Source organism: Pantoea eucrina (assembly GCF_020079945.1).
GTDB classification, from domain to species: Bacteria; Pseudomonadota; Gammaproteobacteria; order Enterobacterales; family Enterobacteriaceae; genus Pantoea; species Pantoea eucrina.
On sequence record NZ_CP083448.1, the window covers coordinates 3,328,105 to 3,351,946 of the forward strand.

The following is a 23,842-nucleotide window of genomic DNA, read 5'->3' on the forward strand; positions in this document are numbered from 1 at the left end:
GCACAGCGGCTGTAGTTTAATTTCCAAAAAAATGTTTAACAGGCAGCGAGTTAGATCAGTGCGCCTGATCCCAGTTATCACCGACACCCACTTCCACCAGCAGCGGCACATCCAGCGACATACTGCTCTCCATCAGCTGACGGATTTTCTCGCTGGCGCTCTCTACCGCGTCTTTATGGATCTCAAATACCAGTTCATCGTGTACCTGCATGATCATCTTCACATCATCACTGTTCTGCTGCTGCAGCCAGCCATCCACGGCAATCATCGCCCGCTTGATGATATCCGCTGCAGTGCCCTGCATCGGCGCATTAATGGCCGCCCGCTCAGCGGCTTTGCGGCGGATAGCGTTGCTGGATTTGATATCCGGCAGCCACAGACGACGCCCGTCCAGCGTCTCTACGTAACCTTTAGACGCCGCCTGATCGCGGGTCTTTTCCATATAGCGCAGTACGCCCGGATAGCGTTCGAAGTAGAGATCCATATATTTCTTCGCTTCACCGGCACCGATGTTCAGCTGACGCGAGAGGCCAAACGCACTCATGCCGTAAATCAGGCCGAAGTTAATCGCTTTGGCGCTGCGGCGCTGCTCAGCTGAGACCTTTTCCAGCGGGGCACCAAACACTTCCGCTGCCGTGGCGCGGTGAATATCTTCTCCCTGCGCAAAGGCCTCCAGCAGACCTTTATCCTGCGACAGATGCGCCATGATGCGCAGCTCAATCTGAGAATAGTCCGCAGCAACAATGCGTTTATCTGCACCGGCGACAAAGGCCTGACGGATCCGGCGCCCTTCTTCGTTGCGAACCGGAATGTTCTGCAGGTTCGGATCGGTTGAGGAGAGCCGGCCGGTCGCCGTGACCGCCTGATGATAAGAGGTGTGAACGCGTCCTGAGACCGGATTGATCATCTGCGGCAGTTTATCGGTGTAGGTAGATTTCAGCTTCGACAGCCCGCGATGTTCCAGGATGACTTTTGGCAGCGGATAATCAAGCGCCAGCTCGGCCAGCACCTCTTCACTGGTTGAGGGCGCGCCGCCCGGCGTCTTTTTCGTGGGCTTGATGCCCTGCTTTTCAAACAGGATGGTCTGCAGCTGTTTGGTGGAAGAGAGGTTAAACGGCTCTCCCGCCAGTTCATGCGCCTTCAGTTCCAGCTCAGAGAGGCGGGTCGTCAGCTCCTGCGAATGTCTGGCGAGGATATTCTGATCGATAAGCACACCGTTACGCTCAATGCGCGAAATCACCGTAACCAGAGGCATTTCGATATCGGTAAAGACCTGTTTCGGGCCCGCTTCCTGCTCCAGTTTTGGCCACATCTGCTGATGCAGCTGCAGCGTCACATCGGCATCTTCTGCCGCATAGTGTGCCGCCTGTTCCAGCGCGATTTGGTTAAACGTGAGCTGATTTTTACCTTTGCCGGCGATCTCTGTGAACGTGACCGTCTTGTGATTCAGCCAGCGCGCAGAGAGGCTATCCATATCATGCTTGCCGCCAACGCTGTTCAGGCAGTAGGACTCCAGCATGGTGTCAAACCGGATGCCGCGCAGCTCAATACCGTAATTTTTCAGCACGCCGCGATCGTATTTCAGGTTCTGCCCCACTTTCGCCGCGCGTTCATCCTCCAGCAACGGCTTTAATTTCGTCAGCACGTCAGTGCGATCGAGCTGATCGGGTGCGTCCAGATAGTCATGCGCAACCGGCAGGTAGGCAGCCTCCCCTGGGGCGACAGCAAACGCGATACCGACAATGGTGGCGCTAAGCGTATCGAGTGAATCCGTTTCGAGATCGAATGCAAACACCTCAGCCTGCTTCAGCTTATCGAGCCAGGCGCTAAAGGTTGCCTCATCAAGGATAGTGACATACCCGTCCGCGGAGAGCACGCTGGTAGCTTCCGCAGCCTCAGGCTCATCAGCCAGAGCGCTCTGCGCCTGCACATTACTCTTTTTACCCTGCAGCCACTTACCTTCCTGCAGATCGGCCTGCCAGCGCCGGAATTCAAAGCGGGCAAACAGCGTCTGCAGCGTCTCAACGTCAGGCTGGTTTACCGTCAGTTGATCGTAACTGACCTCCAGTGGCACATCGGTTTTAATGGTCGCCAGCTGGTAAGAGAGAAAGGCCACATCGCGGTTCTGTTCGAGTTTAGCCGCCATGGTTTTCGCGCCGCGGAATGACAGACCGGACACTTTATCGAGATTGTCATAAATGGCGTGCATACCACCCAGCCCCTGCAGCAGCGCCTGTGCGGTCTTCTCTCCCACGCCGGGTACGCCGGGAATGTTATCGGAGCTGTCGCCCATCATCGCCAGAAAATCGATGATCAGTGCCGGCGGCACACCATATTTCTCTTCAACCTCTTCCGGTCCCAGTACGGTATTGCTCATGGTATTGATCAGTGTGATCTCTGGCGTGACCAGCTGCGCCATATCTTTATCACCGGTACTGATCAGTACGCTGCGCCCCTGTTTGCCCGCTTCCAGTGCCAGCGTACCGATAACATCGTCTGCCTCCACGCCCGATACAGCCAGCAGCGGCAGCCCCATCGCTTTTACCATCTCATGCAGCGGTGCTATCTGCGCACGCAGATCGTCAGGCATCGGCGGACGATGAGATTTGTAGTGTTCAAACAGTTCGTCGCGGAAGGTTTTTCCTTTCGCATCGAAGACCACAGCCACATGGCTGGGCTGATACTGCATCAACAGACTTTTCAGCATGTTGAGCACACCATACATCGCGCCGGTAGGTTCGCCCGCGCTGTTGGTCAGTGGCGGAAAGGCATGATATGCACGGTAGAGATAAGAGGATCCGTCTACCAGAATCAGGGGATTTTCTGCGATTTTCGCCATAGTGTTAAGGTTTCTTCGTTGCGAGATTCAGGCTTATAAGGATGCCACAACCTGAGAAAAATGTTGAATGAACACGGGAGAGAGGGGCTTTTTTTCACGGTTATCAAACGTGGATCGCAACGATCTTTCTGTGGATAACTTTGTGCGCAAATTTCATAAGGCGCTATTTTTTTAGCATGAGAAAAATAATAAGCAGATAATAACTATTTATTTACAACAGGTTAATAAGTTGCCGTGACGCAGAACGCGATTTTGAAAACGCGATCGTCCATGTGGATATCACTACAGAGCGCAGGCAGGAAAAAGAATAAATGAGGGTGAAGAAATAAAAAACGCTGGCGTTGCCAGCGTTTAAGGGTGGCGCGTTACTGCTTGTCAGCCAGGAACTTAACCACGTTGGCATAATCGGCGACAAAATTCTCCATAGAGCTGGTGTCGAGACCGCCGTTATTAACCATATATTTGCCGTTGACGAAAATAGCCGGAACGCCCTGCAGATTAACATCAGAAGCCGCTTTCTGCTGCTGCGCAACCAGCGCTTTCACCGCAAAGCTGTTCCAGGCAGCGTCATAATCGCCAGCTGAGATCCCTGCTGCTTTAATAAAGGTTTCTTTCAGGCTGGCCGGATCGGTGATGGTTTGCGTTTTCTGAATGCCATCAAAAATCGGTGCGGTAACTTTGCTTTCCACGCCCAGCGCCATGGCCACTGCCCAGGCATGCGTGACCACCGGGCCTAAATCACCGCCGAGAAAATCGACGTGATATTTTGTTACTTTGGTCTCAGCCGGCAGGTTCTTCTTTACCGCGTCGCTGACGTGATAAACACGTTCAAACTGATAGCAGTGCGGGCAGAAAAAGGAGAAGAACTCCATGACCTGCGGTTCACCTGCCACCGGTTTCTGCAGCGTGACATACTGTTTACCGTCGGTGAACTGCGCCGCTGATACGCTAAATGCCAGCAGCATTCCCGCCAGCGCAAGCCAGATTTTTTTCATTGTTAACCTATCTCCTGAGTACGTTATTAAAATTGCGGACCAAGCCGTAATGGGGGTTCGTGCAACAGTCGCTCCTGCTCAATCAGGAGGGCAATCTGCCGGCGCCAGAAATCCTCGTCAGTCATCCAGGGAAACGCACGCGGAAAAGCGGGATCCTGCCAGCGGCGTACGACCCAGGCCAGATAATAAACCATGCGCATGGCGCGTAAAGACTCAATCAGTGTCAATTCATGTAAATCGAAATCACCGAACTCGTTATACGCCTCTATCAGGATATCCCACTGAATGCGCTGCTCCTGCCGGTCGCCGTTTATCAGCATCCAGAGATCCTGCACGGCCGGACCGGTGCGCGCGTCATCCAGATCAACAAACATCGGGCCGTCGCGCCACAAAATATTGCCCGGATGACAGTCACCGTGCAGGCGCAGCGGCTGCCACTTTGTATGCCAGCTCTGCTGCAGCGTGATAAAAAGGCTATCCAGCGCCTTCAGTAAGCTCTCTTTAAGCCTTGCTGGCACCAGCTCGCTGTGCGCCAGCGTCTGCTGTGGCTGCAGGATATACTCCTCAAGACCCAGCGTCGGACGCCGGACAAAAGGTTTACGGCAGCCGGTCTGATGCATGCGGCCGAGGAAACGTCCTGTCCACTCCATCTGTTCTTCGTTATCCGTTTCATACTGACGACCGCCAACGCTGGGAAACACGGCAAACATAAATCCGGCATGCTGGTTAAGCGTGCTGCCCTGTAGCGTAAGCGGTGCCGCTACCGGCACGTCGTCATTCAGCAGATCCAGCGACAGCGCATGCTCTTCAAGGATCTGTTCCCGGCTCCAGCGCTGCGGACGATAGAACTTAGCGACGTAGCGCCGGTTTTCATCATCGCTGAACTGGTAAACGCGGTTTTCGTAGCTGTTCAGTGCCGTTAAGCCTGACTCCACCCGCAGCCCGGTATCCCATAAAGCATCGAGGATGGCATCCGGATCCAGCGTATGAAAATTAAAGGCAGCGTCGTTCATTTTCGGCCCTGTATGTTACCTTTGCAGTAGATGCGCAAGGATAGCACTACTCGTCAGCCTTGATCACACCGCGTGCGCGTAACAGTGCCGTTTTAAAGTCTGCTTCGTAATCTTTTCTGATACCGGGTATTTCTGTCGTGCTGTCGGCATCACGCATTTTGAGATGGTAAATCAATATGTCGTCGCGTAATTCACTTAACGGGCCATGAAAGCCCGCCTCCTGCGCCAGCTTGTGTAAAAAGGCCAGCAGGTGACATTCTGGCTCCTGCTGCCAGGCAGGCTGCAGAAGCGCAATCAGTTCGTTAAGACGATGGTTTTTCATAGCGGATCCCTCATCACACTGCTTTACACTGCACGGGTTCATTAAAGGAGACAACCATGCCCGTATTTACCGGCGTTATTCTGGCAGGCGGCCAGGGTAGTCGTATGGGAGGCCGTGATAAGGGGCTGGTGCAGCTGCACAATCAGCCTCTTTATCAGCATGTTCTGCAGCGACTGCAGCCACAGGTAGATAGTGTGCTGATCAGCGCTAACCGGCACCTTGATCAATATCAGTTAAGCGGCTGTAAGGTGATAACCGACACATTACCTGACTGGCCCGGACCGCTGGCAGGTATGCTGAGCGGGTTACGCCATAGCCAGAGTGAGTGGGTCGTTTTCTGCGCCTGTGATACACCCTATATACCTCAGGATTTCGTTCTGCGGCTGTGGCAACAGCGCGCAGAAGCGCCGGCGGTCTGGGTCAGGTCAGCCATGCGCGATCATCCGGTGCTGGCTCTGCTTAACCGGGCGCTGGCTGATGAACTTGCCACCTATCTCGCTCGCGGCGAACGGCGTCTGATGCAGTTTTTGCGTGCCAGCGGCGGTCATGCAGTGTTGTTTGAGGAGGATGAGAGGGTGTTTCGCAATATTAATACAGCAGACGATCTGGCACAGGAGCAGGAAGAATAATGGACGTACCTCTACTCGCCATTGCCGCGTGGAGCGGTACCGGCAAGACCACACTGCTTAAATCGCTGATACCGCTATTAAAACAGCGCGGTGTGCGGACCGGTTTGATCAAACATTCTCATCATCAGCTGGAGATCGATACGCCAGGCAAGGACAGCTACGTTTTACGTAAAGCGGGCGCCGATCAGGTGATGGTTGCCAGCGAGCGGCGCTGGGCGCTGATGTGTGAAACGCCTGATGAACCCGCCTCTCTGCAACATCTGGCAGCACAGATGAACAGCGCAGCGCTGGATCTGATACTGGTTGAAGGATTCAGGGATGAGAAAGTGACAAAAATTGCACTGTGGCGGCGTGGTGTAAAAGGTGAGGCAGAAGAGTTGCTGGATGAATATGTTATTGCCGTAGCCAGCGATGAAGCACTGGCGCTGGATCTGCCGCTGCTGGATATCAATCAGCCTGATCACATCGCAGACTTTATCGTCAGCTGGCTGAAAAAAGGTTAACTTTTACGCATTCCTGAGCTTTCTGCGGACGTAAAAAAGCCCTGAACGCGTGTTCAGGGCTCTCTTACTTGATGGATGCCTGGCAGTTCCCTACTCTCGCATGGGGAGGCCCCACACTACCATCGGCGCTACGGCGTTTCACTTCTGAGTTCGGCATGGGGTCAGGTGGGACCGCCGCGCTGTGGCCGCCAGGCAAATTCTGTTATCCGGCAAAACAAGCTGAAAATCGGGTCTCTCAAAACGCCTCTGGCGTTGTAAGGTTAAGCCTCACGGGTCATTAGTACCGGTTAGCTCAACGCATCGCTGCGCTTACACACCCGGCCTATCAACGTCGTCGTCTTCAACGTCCCTTCAGGGCTCTCAGGGAGCCAGGGAGAACTCATCTCGGGGCAAGTTTCGTGCTTAGATGCTTTCAGCACTTATCTTTTCCGCACTTAGCTACCGGGCAGTGCCACTGGCGTGACAACCCGAACACCAGCGGTGCGTTCACTCCGGTCCTCTCGTACTAGGAGCAACCCCCCTCAATTCTCCAGCGCCCACGGCAGATAGGGACCGAACTGTCTCACGACGTTCTAAACCCAGCTCGCGTACCACTTTAAACGGCGAACAGCCGTACCCTTGGGACCTACTTCAGCCCCAGGATGTGATGAGCCGACATCGAGGTGCCAAACACCGCCGTCGATATGAACTCTTGGGCGGTATCAGCCTGTTATCCCCGGAGTACCTTTTATCCGTTGAGCGATGGCCCTTCCATTCAGAACCACCGGATCACTATGACCTGCTTTCGCACCTGCTCGAGCCGTCACTCTCGCAGTCAAGCTGGCTTATGCCATTGCACTAACCTCCTGATGTCCGACCAGGATTAGCCAACCTTCGTGCTCCTCCGTTACGCTTTGGGAGGAGACCGCCCCAGTCAAACTACCCACCAGACACTGTCCGCAGCCCGGATAACGGGCCCACGTTAGAACATCAAACGTTAAAGGGTGGTATTTCAAGGATGGCTCCACGCGGACTGGCGTCCGCGCTTCAAAGCCTCCCACCTATCCTACACATCAAGGCTCAATGTTCAGTGTCAAGCTGTAGTAAAGGTTCACGGGGTCTTTCCGTCTTGCCGCGGGTACACTGCATCTTCACAGCGATTTCAATTTCACTGAGTCTCGGGTGGAGACAGCCTGGCCATCATTACGCCATTCGTGCAGGTCGGAACTTACCCGACAAGGAATTTCGCTACCTTAGGACCGTTATAGTTACGGCCGCCGTTTACCGGGGCTTCGATCAAGAGCTTCTCCTTGCGGATAACCCCATCAATTAACCTTCCGGCACCGGGCAGGCGTCACACCGTATACGTCCACTTTCGTGTTTGCACAGTGCTGTGTTTTTAATAAACAGTTGCAGCCAGCTGGTATCTTCGACTGGCCTCGGCTCGGGGAGCAAGTCCCTCCACCTACGCGCCAGCGTGCCTTCTCCCGAAGTTACGGCACCATTTTGCCTAGTTCCTTCACCCGAGTTCTCTCAAGCGCCTTGGTATTCTCTACCTGACCACCTGTGTCGGTTTGGGGTACGATTTCGTGTTGCCTGGAGCTTAGAGGCTTTTCCTGGAAGCAGGGCATCAGTTACTTCGGCTCCGTAGAGCCTCGTCGTCACGCCTCAGTGTTAAAGAAGACCGGATTTGCCTGGTCTTCACACCTGCACGCTTAAACCGGGACAACCGTCGCCCGGATAACCTAGCCTTCTCCGTCCCCCCTTCGCAGCAACACCAAGTGCAGGAATATTAACCTGCTTCCCATCGACTACGCCTTTCGGCCTCGCCTTAGGGGTCGACTCACCCTGCCCCGATTAACGTTGGACAGGAACCCTTGGTCTTCCGGCGAGCGGGCTTTTCACCCGCTTTATCGTTACTTATGTCAGCATTCGCACTTCTGATACCTCCAGCAGCCCTCACAGGCCACCTTCTGCGGCTTACAGAACGCTCCCCTACCCAGCGACGCAAGCGTCGCTGCCGCAGCTTCGGTGCATGGTTTAGCCCCGTTACATCTTCCGCGCAGGCCGACTCGACCAGTGAGCTATTACGCTTTCTTTAAATGATGGCTGCTTCTAAGCCAACATCCTGGCTGTCTGTGCCTTCCCACATCGTTTCCCACTTAACCATGACTTTGGGACCTTAGCTGGCGGTCTGGGTTGTTTCCCTCTTCACGACGGACGTTAGCACCCGCCGTGTGTCTCCCGTGATAACATTCTCCGGTATTCGCAGTTTGCATCGGGTTGGTAAGCCGGGATGGCCCCCTAGCCGAAACAGTGCTCTACCCCCGGAGATGAGTTCACGAGGCGCTACCTAAATAGCTTTCGGGGAGAACCAGCTATCTCCCGGTTTGATTGGCCTTTCACCCCCAGCCACAGGTCATCCGCTAATTTTTCAACATTAGTCGGTTCGGTCCTCCAGTTAGTGTTACCCAACCTTCAACCTGCCCATGGCTAGATCACCGGGTTTCGGGTCTATACCCTGCAACTTAGCGCCCGGTTAAGACTCGGTTTCCCTACGGCTCCCCTATGCGGTTAACCTTGCTACAGAATATAAGTCGCTGACCCATTATACAAAAGGTACGCAGTCACCCCCATAAAGAAGGCTCCCACTGCTTGTACGTACACGGTTTCAGGTTCTGTTTCACTCCCCTCGCCGGGGTTCTTTTCGCCTTTCCCTCACGGTACTGGTTCACTATCGGTCAGTCAGGAGTATTTAGCCTTGGAGGATGGTCCCCCCATATTCAGACAGGATACCACGTGTCCCGCCCTACTCTTCGAGCTCACAGCAAGTGCGTTTTCGTGTACGGGGCTGTCACCCGGTATCGCGCGCCTTTCCAGACGCTTCCACTAACGCACAAGCTGATTCAGGCTCTGGGCTGCTCCCCGTTCGCTCGCCGCTACTGGGGGAATCTCGGTTGATTTCTTTTCCTCGGGGTACTTAGATGTTTCAGTTCCCCCGGTTCGCCTCGCAGCACTATGTATTCATGCTGCGATGATGCACTGGGTGCACCGGGTTTCCCCATTCGGACATCGCCGGCTGTAGCGGTTCATATCACCTTGCCGGCGCTTTTCGCAGATTAGCACGTCCTTCATCGCCTCTGACTGCCAGGGCATCCACCGTGTACGCTTGGTCGCTTAACCTCACAACCCACAGGCGTTTTGAACGCTGTGAATCGCGATAATCTTGAGACCCGGCCGCATCGCGCATCGTTCTTATTACGGAGAACGAATACGACGCGGTCGTTTCAAATTTTCAGCTTGTTCCGGATTGTTAAAGAGCAAATATCTCAAACGCGACTCGCAAGCCGGTTTTGAGATACTGTGGAGACACCTTTCACCTGTCACCAAGCAAGTGGCGTCCCCTAGGGGATTCGAACCCCTGTTGCCGCCGTGAAAGGGCGGAGTCCTAACCGCTAGACGAAGGGGACACATCGTGTCGCGACTTCGCAGCCGTCTTGCTCATTACTTTCTATCAGACAATCTGTGTGAGCACTTCGCGGGAAGGTATCTTCAGGTAAGGAGGTGATCCAACCGCAGGTTCCCCTACGGTTACCTTGTTACGACTTCACCCCAGTCATGAATCACAAAGTGGTAAGCGCCCTCCCGGAGGTTAAGCTACCTACTTCTTTTGCAACCCACTCCCATGGTGTGACGGGCGGTGTGTACAAGGCCCGGGAACGTATTCACCGTAGCATTCTGATCTACGATTACTAGCGATTCCGACTTCACGGAGTCGAGTTGCAGACTCCGATCCGGACTACGACGCACTTTATGAGGTCCGCTTGCTCTCGCGAGGTCGCTTCTCTTTGTATGCGCCATTGTAGCACGTGTGTAGCCCTGGCCGTAAGGGCCATGATGACTTGACGTCATCCCCACCTTCCTCCGGTTTATCACCGGCAGTCTCCTTTGAGTTCCCGGCATCACCCGCTGGCAACAAAGGATAAGGGTTGCGCTCGTTGCGGGACTTAACCCAACATTTCACAACACGAGCTGACGACAGCCATGCAGCACCTGTCTCAGAGTTCCCGAAGGCACCGAAGCATCTCTGCTAAGTTCTCTGGATGTCAAGGCCAGGTAAGGTTCTTCGCGTTGCATCGAATTAAACCACATGCTCCACCGCTTGTGCGGGCCCCCGTCAATTCATTTGAGTTTTAACCTTGCGGCCGTACTCCCCAGGCGGTCGACTTAACGCGTTAGCTCCGGAAGCCACTCCTCAGGGGAACAGCCTCCAAGTCGACATCGTTTACGGCGTGGACTACCAGGGTATCTAATCCTGTTTGCTCCCCACGCTTTCGCACCTGAGCGTCAGTCTTCGTCCAGGGGGCCGCCTTCGCCACCGGTATTCCTCCAGATCTCTACGCATTTCACCGCTACACCTGGAATTCTACCCCCCTCTACGAGACTCAAGCCTGCCAGTTTCAAATGCAGTTCCCAGGTTAAGCCCGGGGATTTCACATCTGACTTAACAGACCGCCTGCGTGCGCTTTACGCCCAGTAATTCCGATTAACGCTTGCACCCTCCGTATTACCGCGGCTGCTGGCACGGAGTTAGCCGGTGCTTCTTCTGCGGGTAACGTCAATCGGCGAGGTTATTAACCTCACCGCCTTCCTCCCCGCTGAAAGTACTTTACAACCCGAAGGCCTTCTTCATACACGCGGCATGGCTGCATCAGGCTTGCGCCCATTGTGCAATATTCCCCACTGCTGCCTCCCGTAGGAGTCTGGACCGTGTCTCAGTTCCAGTGTGGCTGGTCATCCTCTCAGACCAGCTAGGGATCGTCGCCTAGGTGAGCCGTTACCCCACCTACTAGCTAATCCCATCTGGGCACATCCGGTGGCGTGAGGTCCGAAGATCCCCCACTTTGGTCCGAAGACGTTATGCGGTATTAGCTACCGTTTCCAGTAGTTATCCCCCTCCACCGGGCAGTTTCCCAGACATTACTCACCCGTCCGCCACTCGTCACCCGGGGAGCAAGCTCCCCTGTGCTACCGTCCGACTTGCATGTGTTAGGCCTGCCGCCAGCGTTCAATCTGAGCCATGATCAAACTCTTCAATTTAAGTTTGATTTGCTTAAACAAGTTAAGCGGTGCTCTGTGAATTAAACTTCGTAATGAATTACGTGTTCACTCAGCAAAGACTTGATATTTTTTAAAGCCCGTAGGCTTGTGATATCAATCCTGCGAGTGCCCACACAGATTGTCTGATAAATTGTTAAAGAGCGGTGCAGCCAGCGCCTCAGGCGTCTGCTGCGAGGTGGCGTATATTACGCTTTCCTCCTCCGGAGTCAACCACTTTTTTCAGCGTTTTCTCCGGCGGGGTGAATCGCTTCACGCCCTGCTGAGTCCGTCTGCGTTGCCGCTTTGCCGTCTCAGTGGTGGCGCATTATAGGGAGTTCTCGCCGGGTGACAAGTGTTTATTGCAAAAAAATAGCTGAGCGTCTCTTTTTTGAGCGAAAGCGCTAAAAGCAGGCATTATATGACCAATTAATGGCCAAAATGGCCTCGTAAGAGGCACAAATCAACGTCATCGCCTGTAACTGCAATGCTATTCTTTTCTGATAATGCTGTTTGCCAGCACCACCAATAGAAGGATTTTCGATGATTCGTTCTGCGCGCAGTATGGCTGGCTTGCCGTGGATAGCCGCAATGGCGTTTTTTATGCAGGCACTCGACGCAACCATTCTTAATACAGCGCTGCCGGCCATTGCCACCAGCCTTGAACGCTCCCCCCTTGCTATGCAGTCCGCCGTTATCAGCTATACCCTGACTGTCGCTATGCTGATACCCGTCAGCGGCTGGCTGGCCGACCGGTTTGGCACGCGCCGTATTTTTATTATTGCCGTTTCACTGTTTACGCTGGGATCGCTGGCCTGCGCCCTGTCGGGCTCGCTGACTATTCTGGTGGTGTCACGCATTGTGCAGGGCGTGGGCGGTGCCATGATGATGCCGGTGGCGCGTCTGGCTCTGCTGCGTGCCTATCCGCGCAGTGAACTGCTGCCGGTGCTTAATTTCGTGACAATGCCGGGCCTGGTCGGCCCTATCCTCGGACCAATGCTGGGAGGCCTGCTGGTAACCTACGCCAGCTGGCACTGGATTTTCCTGATCAATATTCCCATCGGTATTGCCGGCATTTTTTACGCGCGCAAATATATGCCGGATTTCACCACGCCAAAACGCCGCTTCGATTTTACCGGCTTTCTTCTTTTCGGTCTGGGGCTGGTGCTGATCTCAGTGGGCATTGAGCTGTTCGGCGAGCGCATTGTTGCGTCATGGCAGGCGCTGCTGGTGCTGTTTGGCGGCTTTGCACTGCTGCTTCTTTATATACTGCATGCGCGGCGCCATCCCGCACCGCTGATCGGCCTGCCGATGTTCCGCACCCGCACCTTTTCTGTCGGCATTCTCGGCAATATTGCGGCGCGCCTCGGCACCGGCTGTATTCCCTTTCTGATGCCGCTGATGCTCCAGGTGGGCTTCGGCTATCCGGCTATTATTGCAGGTTGCATGATGGGACCTACGGCCATTGGCTCGCTGCTGGCTAAATCGACGGTGACGCAGGTGCTGCGCCGTTTTGGCTATCGTCGCACCCTGGTGGGCATTACTATCATTATTGGCATCCTGATCGCCAGCTTCTCGCTACAGTCACCGGGTGAGGGCGCAGTTATGCTGCTGATAGCGCTGTTTGTGCTGGGCATGGCGATGTCAACGCAGTTCACCGCGATGAACACGATTACGCTGGCCGATCTGAATGATGACAACGCCAGCGGTGGCAACAGCGTACTGGCGGTAACGCAGCAGGTTTCTATCAGCTTTGGTGTTGCGGTCAGCGCGGCGGTGCTGCGCTTTTACCAGGATTTTGAAAGTACGACCGTGCAGCAGTTCCACGCTACGTTTCTGACGATGGGCGTCATTACCGTGCTGTCTGCCGCCGCGTTTCTGTTACTGCGGCCCGGCGACGGCCGTAACCTGATCGCCAACCGGGAAAAGAAAAAGAAAGCGGCTTAAACAGAACCGCGTTCCACCAGCTCCGGCGTCAGCACCAGCGTTTGCTGACTGGCGTCGGGCGCGCCCATGCGGTGAATCAATGTATCGATAGCCAGCTCGCCCAGCTCATCTTTTGGCTGATGTACCGTGGTCAGCGGCGGTGTCAGATAGCGGGCCAATTCGATGTTGTCATATCCCATAACCGCAATATCCTGCGGTACCTGCAGGCCCGCCTGATACAACGCGTGATAGACGCCAACGGCCATCGCATCGTTACTGGTAAACACCGCCTCCGGTACCGGCTCCAGCGCCAGCAGCTGCGTCATGGCATTGAATCCGCCCTGGAACTCAAAGTCGCCGTCAACCACATACCCATCAGGTACCGTTAAACCGTGCGCCGCCATCGCTTTATGAAAGCCTTCAAGACGAAGTCGCGCCGGCGTTTTGTCCTGCGGTCCCGCAATACAGGCAATACGCCGGTAGCCTCGTTCAATCAGATGGCGGGTCGCCATTTCGCCGCCCAGTAAGGCATTATCCTGAATGATATCGCCCCGTCCCTCAAACGGTGCCCAGTCCATCATTACCATCGGCACCGAGGGATAACGATTCAGGATCTCAGCCGAAGGCAGATGCGTCTCCGTGCACATCAGCAGCAGGCCATCCACGCGCTTTTGCATCAGCGTTTCCAGGCTGCGATTCATGCGCTCTTCATCCCCTTCGGTATTGCACAGGATCAGGCTATAGCCGCGTTCGTAACAGCTGTTTTCCACGCCGCGCACGACCTCAGCATAGAAAGGGTTGCTGCTGGCCGTCAGTAACATACCGATAGTACGCGTCTGCCTGATCTTCAGGCTGCGCGCCAGCGCCGAAGGGGCATAGTTCAGCTCACGGATGGCCTGTTCAACCTTTTCGCGCACCTGCTCGCTGACAAAGCGATTGTTATTGATCACATGCGAAACGGTAGAGGTGGAGACGCCCGCCTGACGGGCAACATCTTTCATGGTAGCCAAGCGCTTATTCCTGTTGCTGCAGGAAAGCGTCGATTTCGCGGCGCCACGGTACAGCAGGCTGAGCGCCGGGCCGCGTCACGGCAATCGCCGCTGCCGCATGCGCAAACCGTACCGCATCATGCATCGTCATGCCTTCCAGCCGCGCGGTAATAAAAGCACCGTTGAAGGTGTCACCTGCGGCAATGGTGTCAACGGCCTGTACGTTAAAACCAGGAATGCGCTCGCCGTTACCCTGTTCGCTCAGCCATACGCCGCGCCGCCCCAGCGTAATCAGCACGGTGCGGATCCCTTTGGCATGCAGCACCTGCGCTGCCTGTGCGGCCTCAGCGTCACTGGAAACGGCAATCCCGGTCAGGATCTCCGCTTCGGTTTCGTTAGGCGTAATGATGTCAATCTGTGCCAGCAATTCATCCGTCAGCCTGGTCGCAGGGGCCGGATTGAGGATCACCTGCGTGCCGTGCTGTCGCGCAAGCTGCGCTGCCGTCAGCACGCTTTCCAGCGGGGATTCCAGCTGCATCAGCAGCGCCTCAGCGTCAGCGATCACCTGCTGATGACGCCGTACAGAGTCTGGCGTCAGCGCGGCGTTCGCGCCGGCATAAATGCCGATGTTGTTTTCACCTTCACCGTTGACGAAGATCATCGCCACGCCGGTTGCCTCTGACGGGATGGCTTCAACCGGCGTGATATCAATATTGTCGCGCTGCAGCTGTTCACAGATGCGTTCGCCCGTGTCATCGCCACCTACACAGGCGATAAAGGCGATATCAGCACCCGCGCGTCCGGCTGCCACCGCCTGATTAGCGCCTTTGCCGCCAAACTCAATCTGATACGCCTTACCGATAACGGTTTCACCGGGGCGCGGGAAGTGACTCAGGTTCAGGATATGATCGGCGTTGATGCTGCCCATTACCGCCAGTTTTGCGCATTTACTCATAGGGAGAGATCCAGGAAGTTGCGTCACCCTGAGGGTGACGCGAGGCCACGCTTTTCTTTGGTTTTATTTAGTGACGAGTTTCAGGTCAACCGGGTTGATCGCCTGCACTTTTTCACCTTTCAGCACTTTGTCTGCGGTATCCACGCCAATCATACCAATCTTATCCGGCATCTGCGCCACGGTTGCGGTCAGTTTACCGGACTCTACCGCTTTCACGCCGTCAGCCGTACCATCAAATCCAACCACCAGCACATCGGTTTTACCGGCGGTCTGCAGCGCACGCAGCGCACCCAGCGCCATCTCATCGTTTTGTGCAAACACCGCCTGCACATCCGGATGCGCCTGCAGCAGGTTCTGCATCACGTTCAGCCCTTTAGTACGATCGAAGTCAGCCGGCTGACTGGCAAGAATAGCAAATTTGTGCGCATCAGCGGCCTGCTTGAAACCTTCACCGCGCTCGCGTGCGGCTGATGTGCCGGCGATGCCCTGCAGCTCAATGATTTTTGCGCCGTCACCCACTTTTTTCGCAATAAAATCGCCCGCCATTTTACCGCCAAAGCGGTTGTCAGAGGCGACGTGGCTCACTACCTTGCCCTGTGCTGCCATACGGTCCAGCGTGATCACCGGGATATTTGCCTGGTTAGCCATTTTTACGGCGTTGCCAACAGCGTCGGAATCTGTCGGGTTGATCAGCAGCAGCTTAGTGCCGCGAACGGTCAGATCCTGCACGTTAGCCAGCTCTTTTGCCGGGTTGTTCTGGGAGTCCAGCACCACCAGGTTGTAGCCAAGCTTGTCCGCTTCTTTCTGAGCGCCATCTTTAAGCGAGACAAAGAAGGGGTTATTGAGGGTAGAAACCACCAGCGCAATCGTATCCTTGGCCATTGCGCCGGCACTCAGGGTGGCACCAAGAATGACGGCCAGTGCAGTTAATTTTTTCATTTACAGGATCCTGTGTGAGGGTCAGAGTTATTTACTGCTTTTGTTATCTACCAGCACCGCCAGTAAAATCACGACGGCTTTAACAATCATCTGGTAGTAGGAAGATACGCCCATCAGGTTCAGGCCATTATTCAGGAAGCCCAGAATCAGCGCGCCAATCAGCGTACCCATAATACGGCCTTTACCACCTGCCAGGCTGGTGCCGCCCAGTACCACTGCAGCAATCGCATCCAGTTCATAACCGGTGCCAGCCGTAGGCTGTGCTGATGAGAGGCGGGCGACTTCAATCGTGCCCGCCAGCGCCGCCAGCAGGCCGCTCAGCGCATAAACGGTAATTTTGACGCGGTTAACGCTGATGCCTGATAGCCGGGTAGCGGCCTCATTACCGCCCAGCGCATAGATATAGCGGCCCAGACGCGTGTGGTGCAGCATGTACCACGCCAGCGCAAACACCAGCGCCATCAGCCATACCGGCGTCGGGATCCCCAGCGGACGACCGATACCGAACCAGCCAAACAGATCGGCGTTTTCACTGAAGCCGGTATTCACCGGACTGCCGTCGGTGTAAACCATGGTGACGCCGCGCAGCAGCAGCATCATCACCAGCGTGGCGATAAACGCCTGCACCCTGCCGCGCGCAACTATCACGCCGGTGATGCCGCCAATAAACGCGCCCAGCGCCAGGGAAGCGGCAACGGCAACCAGCGCATTGACCTCCATGCCGACAATAGACGCGGCAACCGCACCGGTAAGCGCCAGCAGCGATCCCACTGACAGGTCGATGCCTGACGTCAGGATCACCAGCGTCATCCCCACCGCCATAATGGCGTTGACCGAGGTCTGCTGCAGAATGTTGAACATGTTGGCCAGCGTAAAGAAGTTCGGGCTCTGGCTGGCGACCACGGCGATCAGCACAATCAGCGCAATCAGTGACTTCTGCTCCAGCAGCCAGCTTTTGCTGAACCAGCGGCGGCTGGCGGGTAGGGTTTGGGTACTCATACGACTAAATCCTCGCTGTGTTGCTTACCGACCGCCGCCGCCATCAGGGATTCCTGGGTAGCCTGCTCGCGGGAAAATTCGCCACTGATATGGCCTTCATGCATCACCAGAATGCGATCGCTCATGCCCAGCACTTCCGGCATTTCCGATGACACCAGAATGATGCTCAGCCCTTCCGCTTTGAACTGATTAATTAACTGATAAATCTCTTTTTTGGCACCTACATCGACACCGCGCGTGGGTTCATCCAGGATCAGCACGTCCGGACGGGTCATCAGGCCGCGGGCAATCGCCACCTTTTGCTGATTACCGCCGGAGAGCAGGCCAATTGGCTGCATCATTGAGGGCGTCTTTACATTGAACAGGCGGATAAAATCGCCTACCGCCAGCTGCTCTTCCGCATGTTTCAGGTTACCGCCGGCGTGGCTGAAATAGCGCAGCGCCGTCAGCGACATGTTCTCTTTTACCGACATTCCGAGCACCAGTCCGTCGCGCTTACGATCTTCAGAGATATAAACGATACCGCTGGCGAGCCCCTCCTGCGGCGAACGTACGGTCACGGTACGGCCATTGAGCGTGACGCTGCCGCTGCGGCGCGGCAGGGCGCCATAGAGCACTTTCATCAGCTCCGTTCGCCCGGCCCCCATCAGCCCTGAAATCCCCAGAATTTCACCTTTGCGCAGGGTAAAGCTGACATCCTCCACGCCTGAACCACAGAGCTTTTCAACCTGCAGACGGATTTCACCGGGCGATTGATCGAGATGGGGATATTGATCTTCCAGCTTGCGTCCCACCATCATCTCAATCAGCTGCTCTTCGCTCAGATCGCTGACGGCGCGTTCGGCAATAAACTGCCCGTCACGAAATACGGTTACGTCATCGCAGATCTCAAAAATTTCTTTCATACGGTGCGAGATATAGACAATGCCGCACCCCTGCGCTTTCAGTTCGTTAATAACGTGAAACAGCGACAGCGTTTCGGTATCCGTCAGCGCATCCGTCGGCTCATCCATAATGATGACGCGTGATTCAAAACTCAGTACTTTGGCAATCTCTACCATCTGCTGATCGCCAATTGAGAGATCGCCCACCAGTTTGTGGCTGCTGAAACGCAGGTTAAGACGCTTAAGCAGCGCCTCTGCCTCACGATGCATCTTTTTCCAGTCGATACGGCCAAACCGGTTTATAAACTCCCGGCCCAGGAAAATATTCTCCGCCACGCTCAGCTGCGGGATCAGATTAAGCTCCTGATGAATAATGCCGATGCCTGCCTCCTGCGACGCCTTTGGGCCGGAGAAGGCAACAGGTTCACCCAGCCACTGCAGCGAGCCAGCGTCCATGGTGTAGATGCCGGTCAGCACCTTCATCATGGTGGATTTACCGGCCCCGTTTTCGCCTACCAGCGCCATAACGCGCCCCGGGTAGACCGCCAGCGAGGCACCATTCAGCGCCTTTACGCCAGGAAACGACTTTTCGATTCCTTTAAGTTGCAGTAAGGGTTGCATAGCGGCCTCAGAAGGTGACGCCGGCGCTCAGGATGACATTCGCATACGGAGAACACTCTCCGCTGCGAATGACCGCCTGGCTGCACTGCGTCTGTTGTTTGAACTGTTCATGACTGATGTAACGGACGGTGATGCTATTCCCCTGGTGCTGTTGCAACGCTTCGAGCACGGCGAGCAGCTGGCTGTGAAGCTGCGGATTATGTTCTTTTATCTCCTCCGCAATCAGGGCGCTTTCTACCTGCATCTCCTGTGTGACCACCTCCACAACCTGTAAAAATCCGGGCGTACCGGGCGTTAACGCCAGGTCAATACGCCGGGGGCCGTGCGGAACAGGCAGGCCCGCGTCCGCAATAGTCAGCGTATCGGTATGCCCGAGGCGGGCAATCACATGAGAGAGTTCAGCGTGTAACAGGCGACCTTTTTTCATTTCATCCACTCCACAGCGAAACGTTTCGCTGTGGAGCAGTGTATAAAAGCAGCATAGTAACGCAACGACACCATCACGGAAGTGTGATCGCCATCGAAACGTTTCGCTGTCAGCCGGAAAAATTTGGGTAAGAGAGTGCAGAGAGGCAGGGAACATAATGATATGGTCCCATCAGAATGAATGAAGCCACTCAGACAGTGGCTTCACAACAGCGTTATGGCAGTTTGCGAACCTGTTTCACATCAAGCTCAGTGGCATTGAAATCTTTATCCAGCTCACCCGTCAGTTCAACGCGATCTTTTGGCGTAATAGTCACGCCGTTCCAGCGCTTGTGGTCGATTTCCACTTTCATCGTGCCGCTGCTGTCGCGGAACAGATAATCTTCATCGCCAGTCTGCTTTTCCAGCGTCCCGCGCACGGTGATCCAGCTGTCATCTTTCATCTCTTCAGCCTGTTTTACCGTCACGACGCTGGCTTCGCCCGCTTTAAAACCGCCCGCCTGATTACTTTGTGCGGCTGGCGCAGCGGGATCCATAAAGCCGCCCTGCGGCGCAGCAAGTACCGGTGCGGTGGCCAGGGCAATCAGGGTCAGTAATGCGACACGTGTTTTCATTAGTTACCTCATTTCTGTGAACAGGTGGAATATCAGCAGTAGACCAGAGAGTTCTTAACAGGATCTTAAGGCGCGCTGTTTTTTGCCGTTGCGTGAAAAATAGCTGAAAATTGCGCCGCTGCCCTGTACAAGGCCTGGCTGGCTTCGTATAACTCGCCTGTAGCCGGGGGAGAGCACAATGCGCATTCTGTTGATTGAAGATGACACGCTGATTGGTGATGGGCTAAAGGTTGGCCTGACGAAACTGGGATTCAGCGTCGACTGGTTTATATCCGGCGAAGCGGGCTGCCAGGCGCTGAGCGCGGCGCCCTGGGATGCGGTGGTGCTGGATCTGTCGCTGCCGGAACGCGACGGGCTGGATATCCTGCGCCAGTGGCGCGCTGCAGGCGCGGATATTCCGGTGCTGATCCTGACCGCACGCGACGCGCTGGACCAGCGCGTACAGGGTTTACAGCTGGGCGCCGATGACTATCTCTGCAAACCGTTCGCCCTTACCGAAGTGGCTGCGCGCCTGCAGGCGCTGATCCGCCGCCGGCATGGTCAGCTGCAGCCTGAGCTGCGGCACGGCAATGTTGTCATGCAGCCCGCCAGCCACAGCGTTCTGCTCAATGGCGAACCGCTTGAACTGAAAAGCCGCGAACTGGCGCTGCTGGAGCTGTTTCTGCGTCATCCGGCGCAGGTGCTGACGCGCAGCCAGCTTGAAGAGAAGCTCTACAGCTGGGATGACGATGTCTCCAGCAACGCGGTTGAGGTGCATATTCATCATCTGCGCAAAAAGCTGGGCAGTCAGTTTATCCGCACCGTGCACGGTATTGGCTATACGCTGGGAGCGGCAGAATGAGCCTGTTTGTCCGGCTGGCGATCGGCTTTGTGCTGCTGATCCTGCTGTGCGGTGCCAGCGCCGGCTGGAGCGCGTGGCAGCAGACGCGCGATACGGTTAATGAACTGTTTGATACCCAGCAGATGCTGTTTGCCAAACGGCTGCTGGCGCTCGACCCCACCAGCCTGCATCACGCAGCATTACCGAAAACCAAAACCCTTTTACGCCATCACCGCGGCGATCAGGATGATGACGCCCTGGCATTTGCGGTGTTCCGCACCGACGGTACGCCGCTGCTCAACGACGGCGAGAACGGGCGCGGGTTATCATTCGATACGCGACGCGACGGCTTTCGTGACGGGCAGCTGCGTGACGACGATGAGCGCTGGCGTCTGCTCTGGCTGACGTCACCCGATAAACAGTATCGCGTGGTAGTGGGGCAGGAGCAGGAGTACCGGGATGATATGACGCTCGATCTGGCGTCCGCCGCCCTGCTGCCGTGGCTTGTCGCGATGCCGTTTATGCTGCTGCTGCTGCTCTTGCTGGTGTGGTATGAACTGCGGCCGCTGAAGCAGCTGGCGCACCGGCTGCAGCAGCGTGCGCCGGATGACGCGACCACGCTGCCGGTTACGCATCTGCCGCGTGAGGTACAGCCGCTGGTAGCGGCGCTCAACGATCTCTTCGGACGCACGGCGCAGCTGGTACAGCGCGAGCGTCGCTTCACCTCCGATGCCGCCCATGAACTGCGCAGCCCGCTGGCTGCCCTGCGCGTGCAAAGTGAGGTGATCCAGCTGGCCGAAGATGATGAGCAGGTGCGACGGCGGGCGCTGCAGCAGCTCGATAGCGGTATTATCCGTGCGACCCGGCTGGTGGATCAGCTGCTGACGCTGTCGCGCGTTGAAGCGGACGATCTGCGCAGTGAATTTCAGCCGGTCGCGCTGCTCCCGCTGCTGCAGGCGCTGGTCGCTGAACATCTGCCGCAGGCCGCCGCGCAGCAGACAGAGATAACACTGACCAGCGATGCCGCGCCGGTGATGAACGGTCATCCGCTGCTGCTGGGCCTGATGATACGTAATCTGCTGGATAATGCGCTGCGCTATGCGCCGGCACAGAGCCGGATAGCGCTGCGGCTGGAGACGGACAGCATAGTGGTTGAAGACAATGGTGCGGGCGTATCGGACGAGCAGCTGGCGCGGCTCGGCGAACGCTTCTGGCGTCCGCCCGGCCAGGCACAGAGCGGCAGCGGCCTGGGGCTGTCAATTGTGAAAAATATTGCGCAGCTGCACGACCTGCAGCTGCACTTCAGTCACGCCGTGCCGCAGGGGCTGCGCATCACGCTAATCCGGCAACGCAGCGGCGCTAAATCTCGACCTGCGTACCCAGCTCGATAACACGGTTAGGCGGGATTTCAAACTGATCCGGCGCGCGCAGCGCGTTACGCTGCAGCGTCAGGAACAGTTTGCCGCGCAGGCGCAGATACCAGGGCCGCTTACCGATGATCAGCGATTCATGCGACATAAAGAATGAGGTCTCCATCATCCGGCAGTTAAGCCCCTCCAGCCCGCAGCGGTGAAAAATCTCCTCCACGTTTGGCGTCTCGCGCCAGCCGTAGCTCGCCACCACGCGCCAGAACGTAGGCGACAGCTGTTCAATGGTGACCCGGCGTACGTTATGCACATAGGGTGAATCTTCCGTACGCAGCGTCAGCAGCACCACGCGCTCATGCAGCACTTTGTTGTGCTTGAGGTTATGCAGCATCGCGAAAGGGATCACGTTCAGCGCACGCGACATATATACCGCCGTACCCGATACGCGTACCGGCGGTGATTTCTCCAGTGAAGCGATCATCGCATCGAGCGAATTGCCGTGCTCATGCATGCGGCGCAGCAGACGAAAGCGCTCACTTTTCCAGGTCGTCATGATGATGAACATCATCAGCGCCAGCGTCAGCGGCAGCCAGCCGCCGGAGAAGACTTTGATCAGGTTAGCGGAGAACAGCGACACATCAATGCAGAGCATCGCGGCCAGCATCAGCATGACCAGATAGCGATTCCAGTGCCAGTTCTGAATCGCCACCGTGGCGCAGAGGATCGCCGTCAGCACCATAGTGCCGGTTACGGCAATGCCGTAGGCCGCCGCCAGATTACTGGAGTGCTCAAAACCAACAATCACAATCACCACCGCGGCGTAGAGCAGCCAGTTAATGACCGGAATGTAGATCTGTCCTGACTCCTCTTCAGAGGTGTGAACAATGCGCATCGGCGGCAGATAACCGAGCCGCACCGCCTGACGCGTCAGGGAAAAGACGCCGGAGATCACCGCCTGTGAGGCGATAACCGTCGCCAGCGTAGCGAGCAGCAGCATCGGGATCAGCATCCAGTCCGGTGCCAGCAGGAAAAACGGGTTCTTTATCGCTTCCGGATGCGCCAGCAGCAGCGCACCCTGGCCAAAATAGTTCAGCACCAGCGAAGGCAGCACCACCACAAACCACGCCAGACGGATCGGAAATTTGCCGAAGTGTCCCATGTCCGCATAAAGCGCTTCGACGCCGGTGATCGCCAGTACCACCGCACCCAGCGCAAAAAAGGAGACCGACTTATACTGAACAAAGAAGTGCAGCGCCCAGTAAGGATTCATCGCGTGCAGTACATCAGGATTATTCAGGATGCTGCGCGCGCCCAGCACGGCCAGCACCAGAAACCATACCAGCATAACCGGCGCAAACAGCTTGCCTACGATACCGGTGCCCTGTTTCTGGATTATAAACAGCAGCGTCAGCACGGCGATCGCCAGCGGGACGATCCAGGTGTCGAGACCGGGCGCGGCAATCTCCAGTCCCTCAATCGCTGAGAGCACGGATACGGCCGGGGTGATCACCACCTCACCATAAAAGAAGCTGCCGCCGATCAGCCCCATGATCACCAGAACGGCTGTGGCACGCGCGCCGGTGTGACGACCCGCGAGCGACATCAGCGTCAGAATTCCGCCTTCACCCGCATTGTCCGCGCGCATGACGTAACTGATATATTTCAGCGAAACCACCAGAATCAGCAGCCAGAAGATCAGCGATAAAAAGCCGAATACCGCTTCGCGTTCAACGCCAAAGCCGAACTGGCCGGAAAGGCATTCACGTAAGGTATACAGCGGGCTGGTGCCAATGTCGCCATAGACCACGCCGATTGCAGCCAGCGTGACGGCGCTAAGAGACTGTTTCTTATCCGAGCTCATAGGGTGTCTTGTGTTGGAGCCGTTGCGACTCAGGCCATCAAAAAGCGCACAGTATGCACATAAT

The 23,842-nt window shown here is 56.0% G+C and carries 17 protein-coding genes, 1 tRNA gene and 3 rRNA genes; 5 read left to right on the plus strand and 16 right to left on the minus strand.

The window, feature by feature from the left end; translation table 11 throughout:
- Positions 1-55: 55 nt before the first annotated feature.
- The 4 genes from polA to LAC65_RS15855 form a co-directional block, all read right to left on the minus strand.
- Positions 56-2,839 carry a DNA polymerase I gene (gene polA / locus LAC65_RS15840; protein WP_039381355.1) on the minus strand — a complete coding sequence of 928 codons (2,784 nt, stop codon included), beginning with the start codon at positions 2,837-2,839 and terminating at the stop codon, positions 56-58.
- A gap of 365 nt (positions 2,840-3,204) precedes the next feature.
- Positions 3,205-3,834 (minus strand): thiol:disulfide interchange protein DsbA, encoded by a 630-nt coding sequence (gene dsbA, locus LAC65_RS15845; protein ID WP_224144795.1) that lies wholly within the window; start codon positions 3,832-3,834, stop codon positions 3,205-3,207.
- A gap of 26 nt (positions 3,835-3,860) precedes the next feature.
- Positions 3,861-4,847: a serine/threonine protein kinase gene (locus LAC65_RS15850; protein WP_039381359.1), complete on the minus strand. Its 987-nt coding sequence runs from the start codon at positions 4,845-4,847 to the stop codon at positions 3,861-3,863.
- Positions 4,848-4,893: 46 nt separating this feature from the next.
- Entirely contained in the window at positions 4,894-5,169 is a 276-nt protein-coding gene (locus tag LAC65_RS15855; protein ID WP_039381361.1) for a YihD family protein, read from the minus strand.
- A 56-nt stretch (positions 5,170-5,225) separates the two neighbouring features.
- Here LAC65_RS15855 and mobA point away from each other — a divergent pair, with 56 nt between their 5' ends.
- Positions 5,226-5,798 carry a molybdenum cofactor guanylyltransferase MobA gene (gene mobA, locus LAC65_RS15860; RefSeq protein WP_039381363.1) on the plus strand — a complete coding sequence of 191 codons (573 nt, stop codon included), beginning with the start codon at positions 5,226-5,228 and terminating at the stop codon, positions 5,796-5,798.
- Positions 5,798-6,301 carry a molybdopterin-guanine dinucleotide biosynthesis protein MobB gene (gene mobB, locus LAC65_RS15865; protein WP_039381365.1) on the plus strand — a complete coding sequence of 168 codons (504 nt, stop codon included), beginning with the start codon at positions 5,798-5,800 and terminating at the stop codon, positions 6,299-6,301. The genes mobA and mobB overlap by 1 nt, the downstream gene beginning before the upstream one ends.
- Positions 6,302-6,378: 77 nt before the next feature.
- Here the strand turns inward: mobB and rrf are convergent.
- The 4 genes from rrf to LAC65_RS15885 form a co-directional block, all read right to left on the minus strand.
- Positions 6,379-6,494 (minus strand): 5S ribosomal RNA (rrf, locus tag LAC65_RS15870).
- A gap of 63 nt (positions 6,495-6,557) precedes the next feature.
- A 23S ribosomal RNA gene (locus tag LAC65_RS15875) occupies positions 6,558-9,463 on the minus strand.
- A 212-nt stretch (positions 9,464-9,675) separates the two neighbouring features.
- Positions 9,676-9,750, minus strand: a tRNA-Glu gene (locus LAC65_RS15880).
- Between the two features lie 87 nt (positions 9,751-9,837).
- A 16S ribosomal RNA gene (locus LAC65_RS15885) occupies positions 9,838-11,380 on the minus strand.
- Together the 16S, 23S and 5S rRNA genes with 1 tRNA gene alongside form the textbook arrangement of a ribosomal RNA operon.
- Before the next feature lie 540 nt (positions 11,381-11,920).
- Here LAC65_RS15885 and mdtD point away from each other — a divergent pair.
- Positions 11,921-13,324, plus strand: a complete 1,404-nt coding sequence (mdtD, locus tag LAC65_RS15890) for a multidrug transporter subunit MdtD (protein WP_071668266.1) — start codon at positions 11,921-11,923, stop codon at positions 13,322-13,324.
- Here the strand turns inward: mdtD and rbsR are convergent.
- The 7 genes from rbsR to LAC65_RS15925 form a co-directional block, all read right to left on the minus strand.
- Positions 13,321-14,304 carry a ribose operon transcriptional repressor RbsR gene (gene rbsR, locus LAC65_RS15895; RefSeq protein ID WP_039381369.1) on the minus strand — a complete coding sequence of 328 codons (984 nt, stop codon included), beginning with the start codon at positions 14,302-14,304 and terminating at the stop codon, positions 13,321-13,323. The genes mdtD and rbsR overlap by 4 nt on opposite strands.
- Positions 14,305-14,317: 13 nt before the next feature.
- Positions 14,318-15,247: a ribokinase gene (gene rbsK, locus LAC65_RS15900; protein ID WP_039381374.1), complete on the minus strand. Its 930-nt coding sequence runs from the start codon at positions 15,245-15,247 to the stop codon at positions 14,318-14,320.
- A 63-nt stretch (positions 15,248-15,310) separates the two neighbouring features.
- Positions 15,311-16,186, minus strand: coding sequence for a ribose ABC transporter substrate-binding protein RbsB (rbsB, locus tag LAC65_RS15905; protein ID WP_039381376.1), 876 nt, complete (start codon positions 16,184-16,186; stop codon positions 15,311-15,313).
- Positions 16,187-16,213: 27 nt separating this feature from the next.
- The gene (gene rbsC / locus LAC65_RS15910) at positions 16,214-17,185 is read right to left on the minus strand and encodes a ribose ABC transporter permease (protein ID WP_039381378.1); all 972 of its coding nucleotides are present in this window, start codon (positions 17,183-17,185) and stop codon (positions 16,214-16,216) included.
- The gene (gene rbsA, locus LAC65_RS15915; protein WP_039381380.1) at positions 17,182-18,690 is read right to left on the minus strand and encodes a ribose ABC transporter ATP-binding protein RbsA; all 1,509 of its coding nucleotides are present in this window, start codon (positions 18,688-18,690) and stop codon (positions 17,182-17,184) included. Before rbsA ends, rbsC begins: the two co-directional genes overlap by 4 nt.
- Positions 18,691-18,697: 7 nt before the next feature.
- Positions 18,698-19,117 carry a D-ribose pyranase gene (gene rbsD, locus LAC65_RS15920; protein WP_039381382.1) on the minus strand — a complete coding sequence of 140 codons (420 nt, stop codon included), beginning with the start codon at positions 19,115-19,117 and terminating at the stop codon, positions 18,698-18,700.
- 214 nt (positions 19,118-19,331) lie between these two features.
- Positions 19,332-19,730: a YgiW/YdeI family stress tolerance OB fold protein gene (locus LAC65_RS15925; RefSeq protein ID WP_039381384.1), complete on the minus strand. Its 399-nt coding sequence runs from the start codon at positions 19,728-19,730 to the stop codon at positions 19,332-19,334.
- A 178-nt stretch (positions 19,731-19,908) separates the two neighbouring features.
- Here LAC65_RS15925 and qseB point away from each other — a divergent pair, with 178 nt between their 5' ends.
- Complete coding sequence (qseB, locus tag LAC65_RS15930) at positions 19,909-20,571, plus strand: quorum sensing response regulator transcription factor QseB (protein ID WP_039381386.1); 663 nt, start codon at positions 19,909-19,911, stop codon at positions 20,569-20,571.
- On the plus strand, positions 20,568-21,941 hold the full coding sequence (gene qseC, locus LAC65_RS15935; RefSeq protein WP_039381388.1) for a quorum sensing histidine kinase QseC: 1,374 nt from the start codon (positions 20,568-20,570) through the stop codon (positions 21,939-21,941). Before qseB ends, qseC begins: the two co-directional genes overlap by 4 nt.
- On the opposite strand, the gene kup is transcribed toward qseC, so the two are convergent.
- Entirely contained in the window at positions 21,910-23,778 is a 1,869-nt protein-coding gene (gene kup, locus LAC65_RS15940) for a low affinity potassium transporter Kup (RefSeq protein WP_039381392.1), read from the minus strand. The two genes, qseC and kup, sit on opposite strands and share 32 nt — an antisense overlap.
- Between the last annotated feature and the right edge of the window lie 64 nt (positions 23,779-23,842).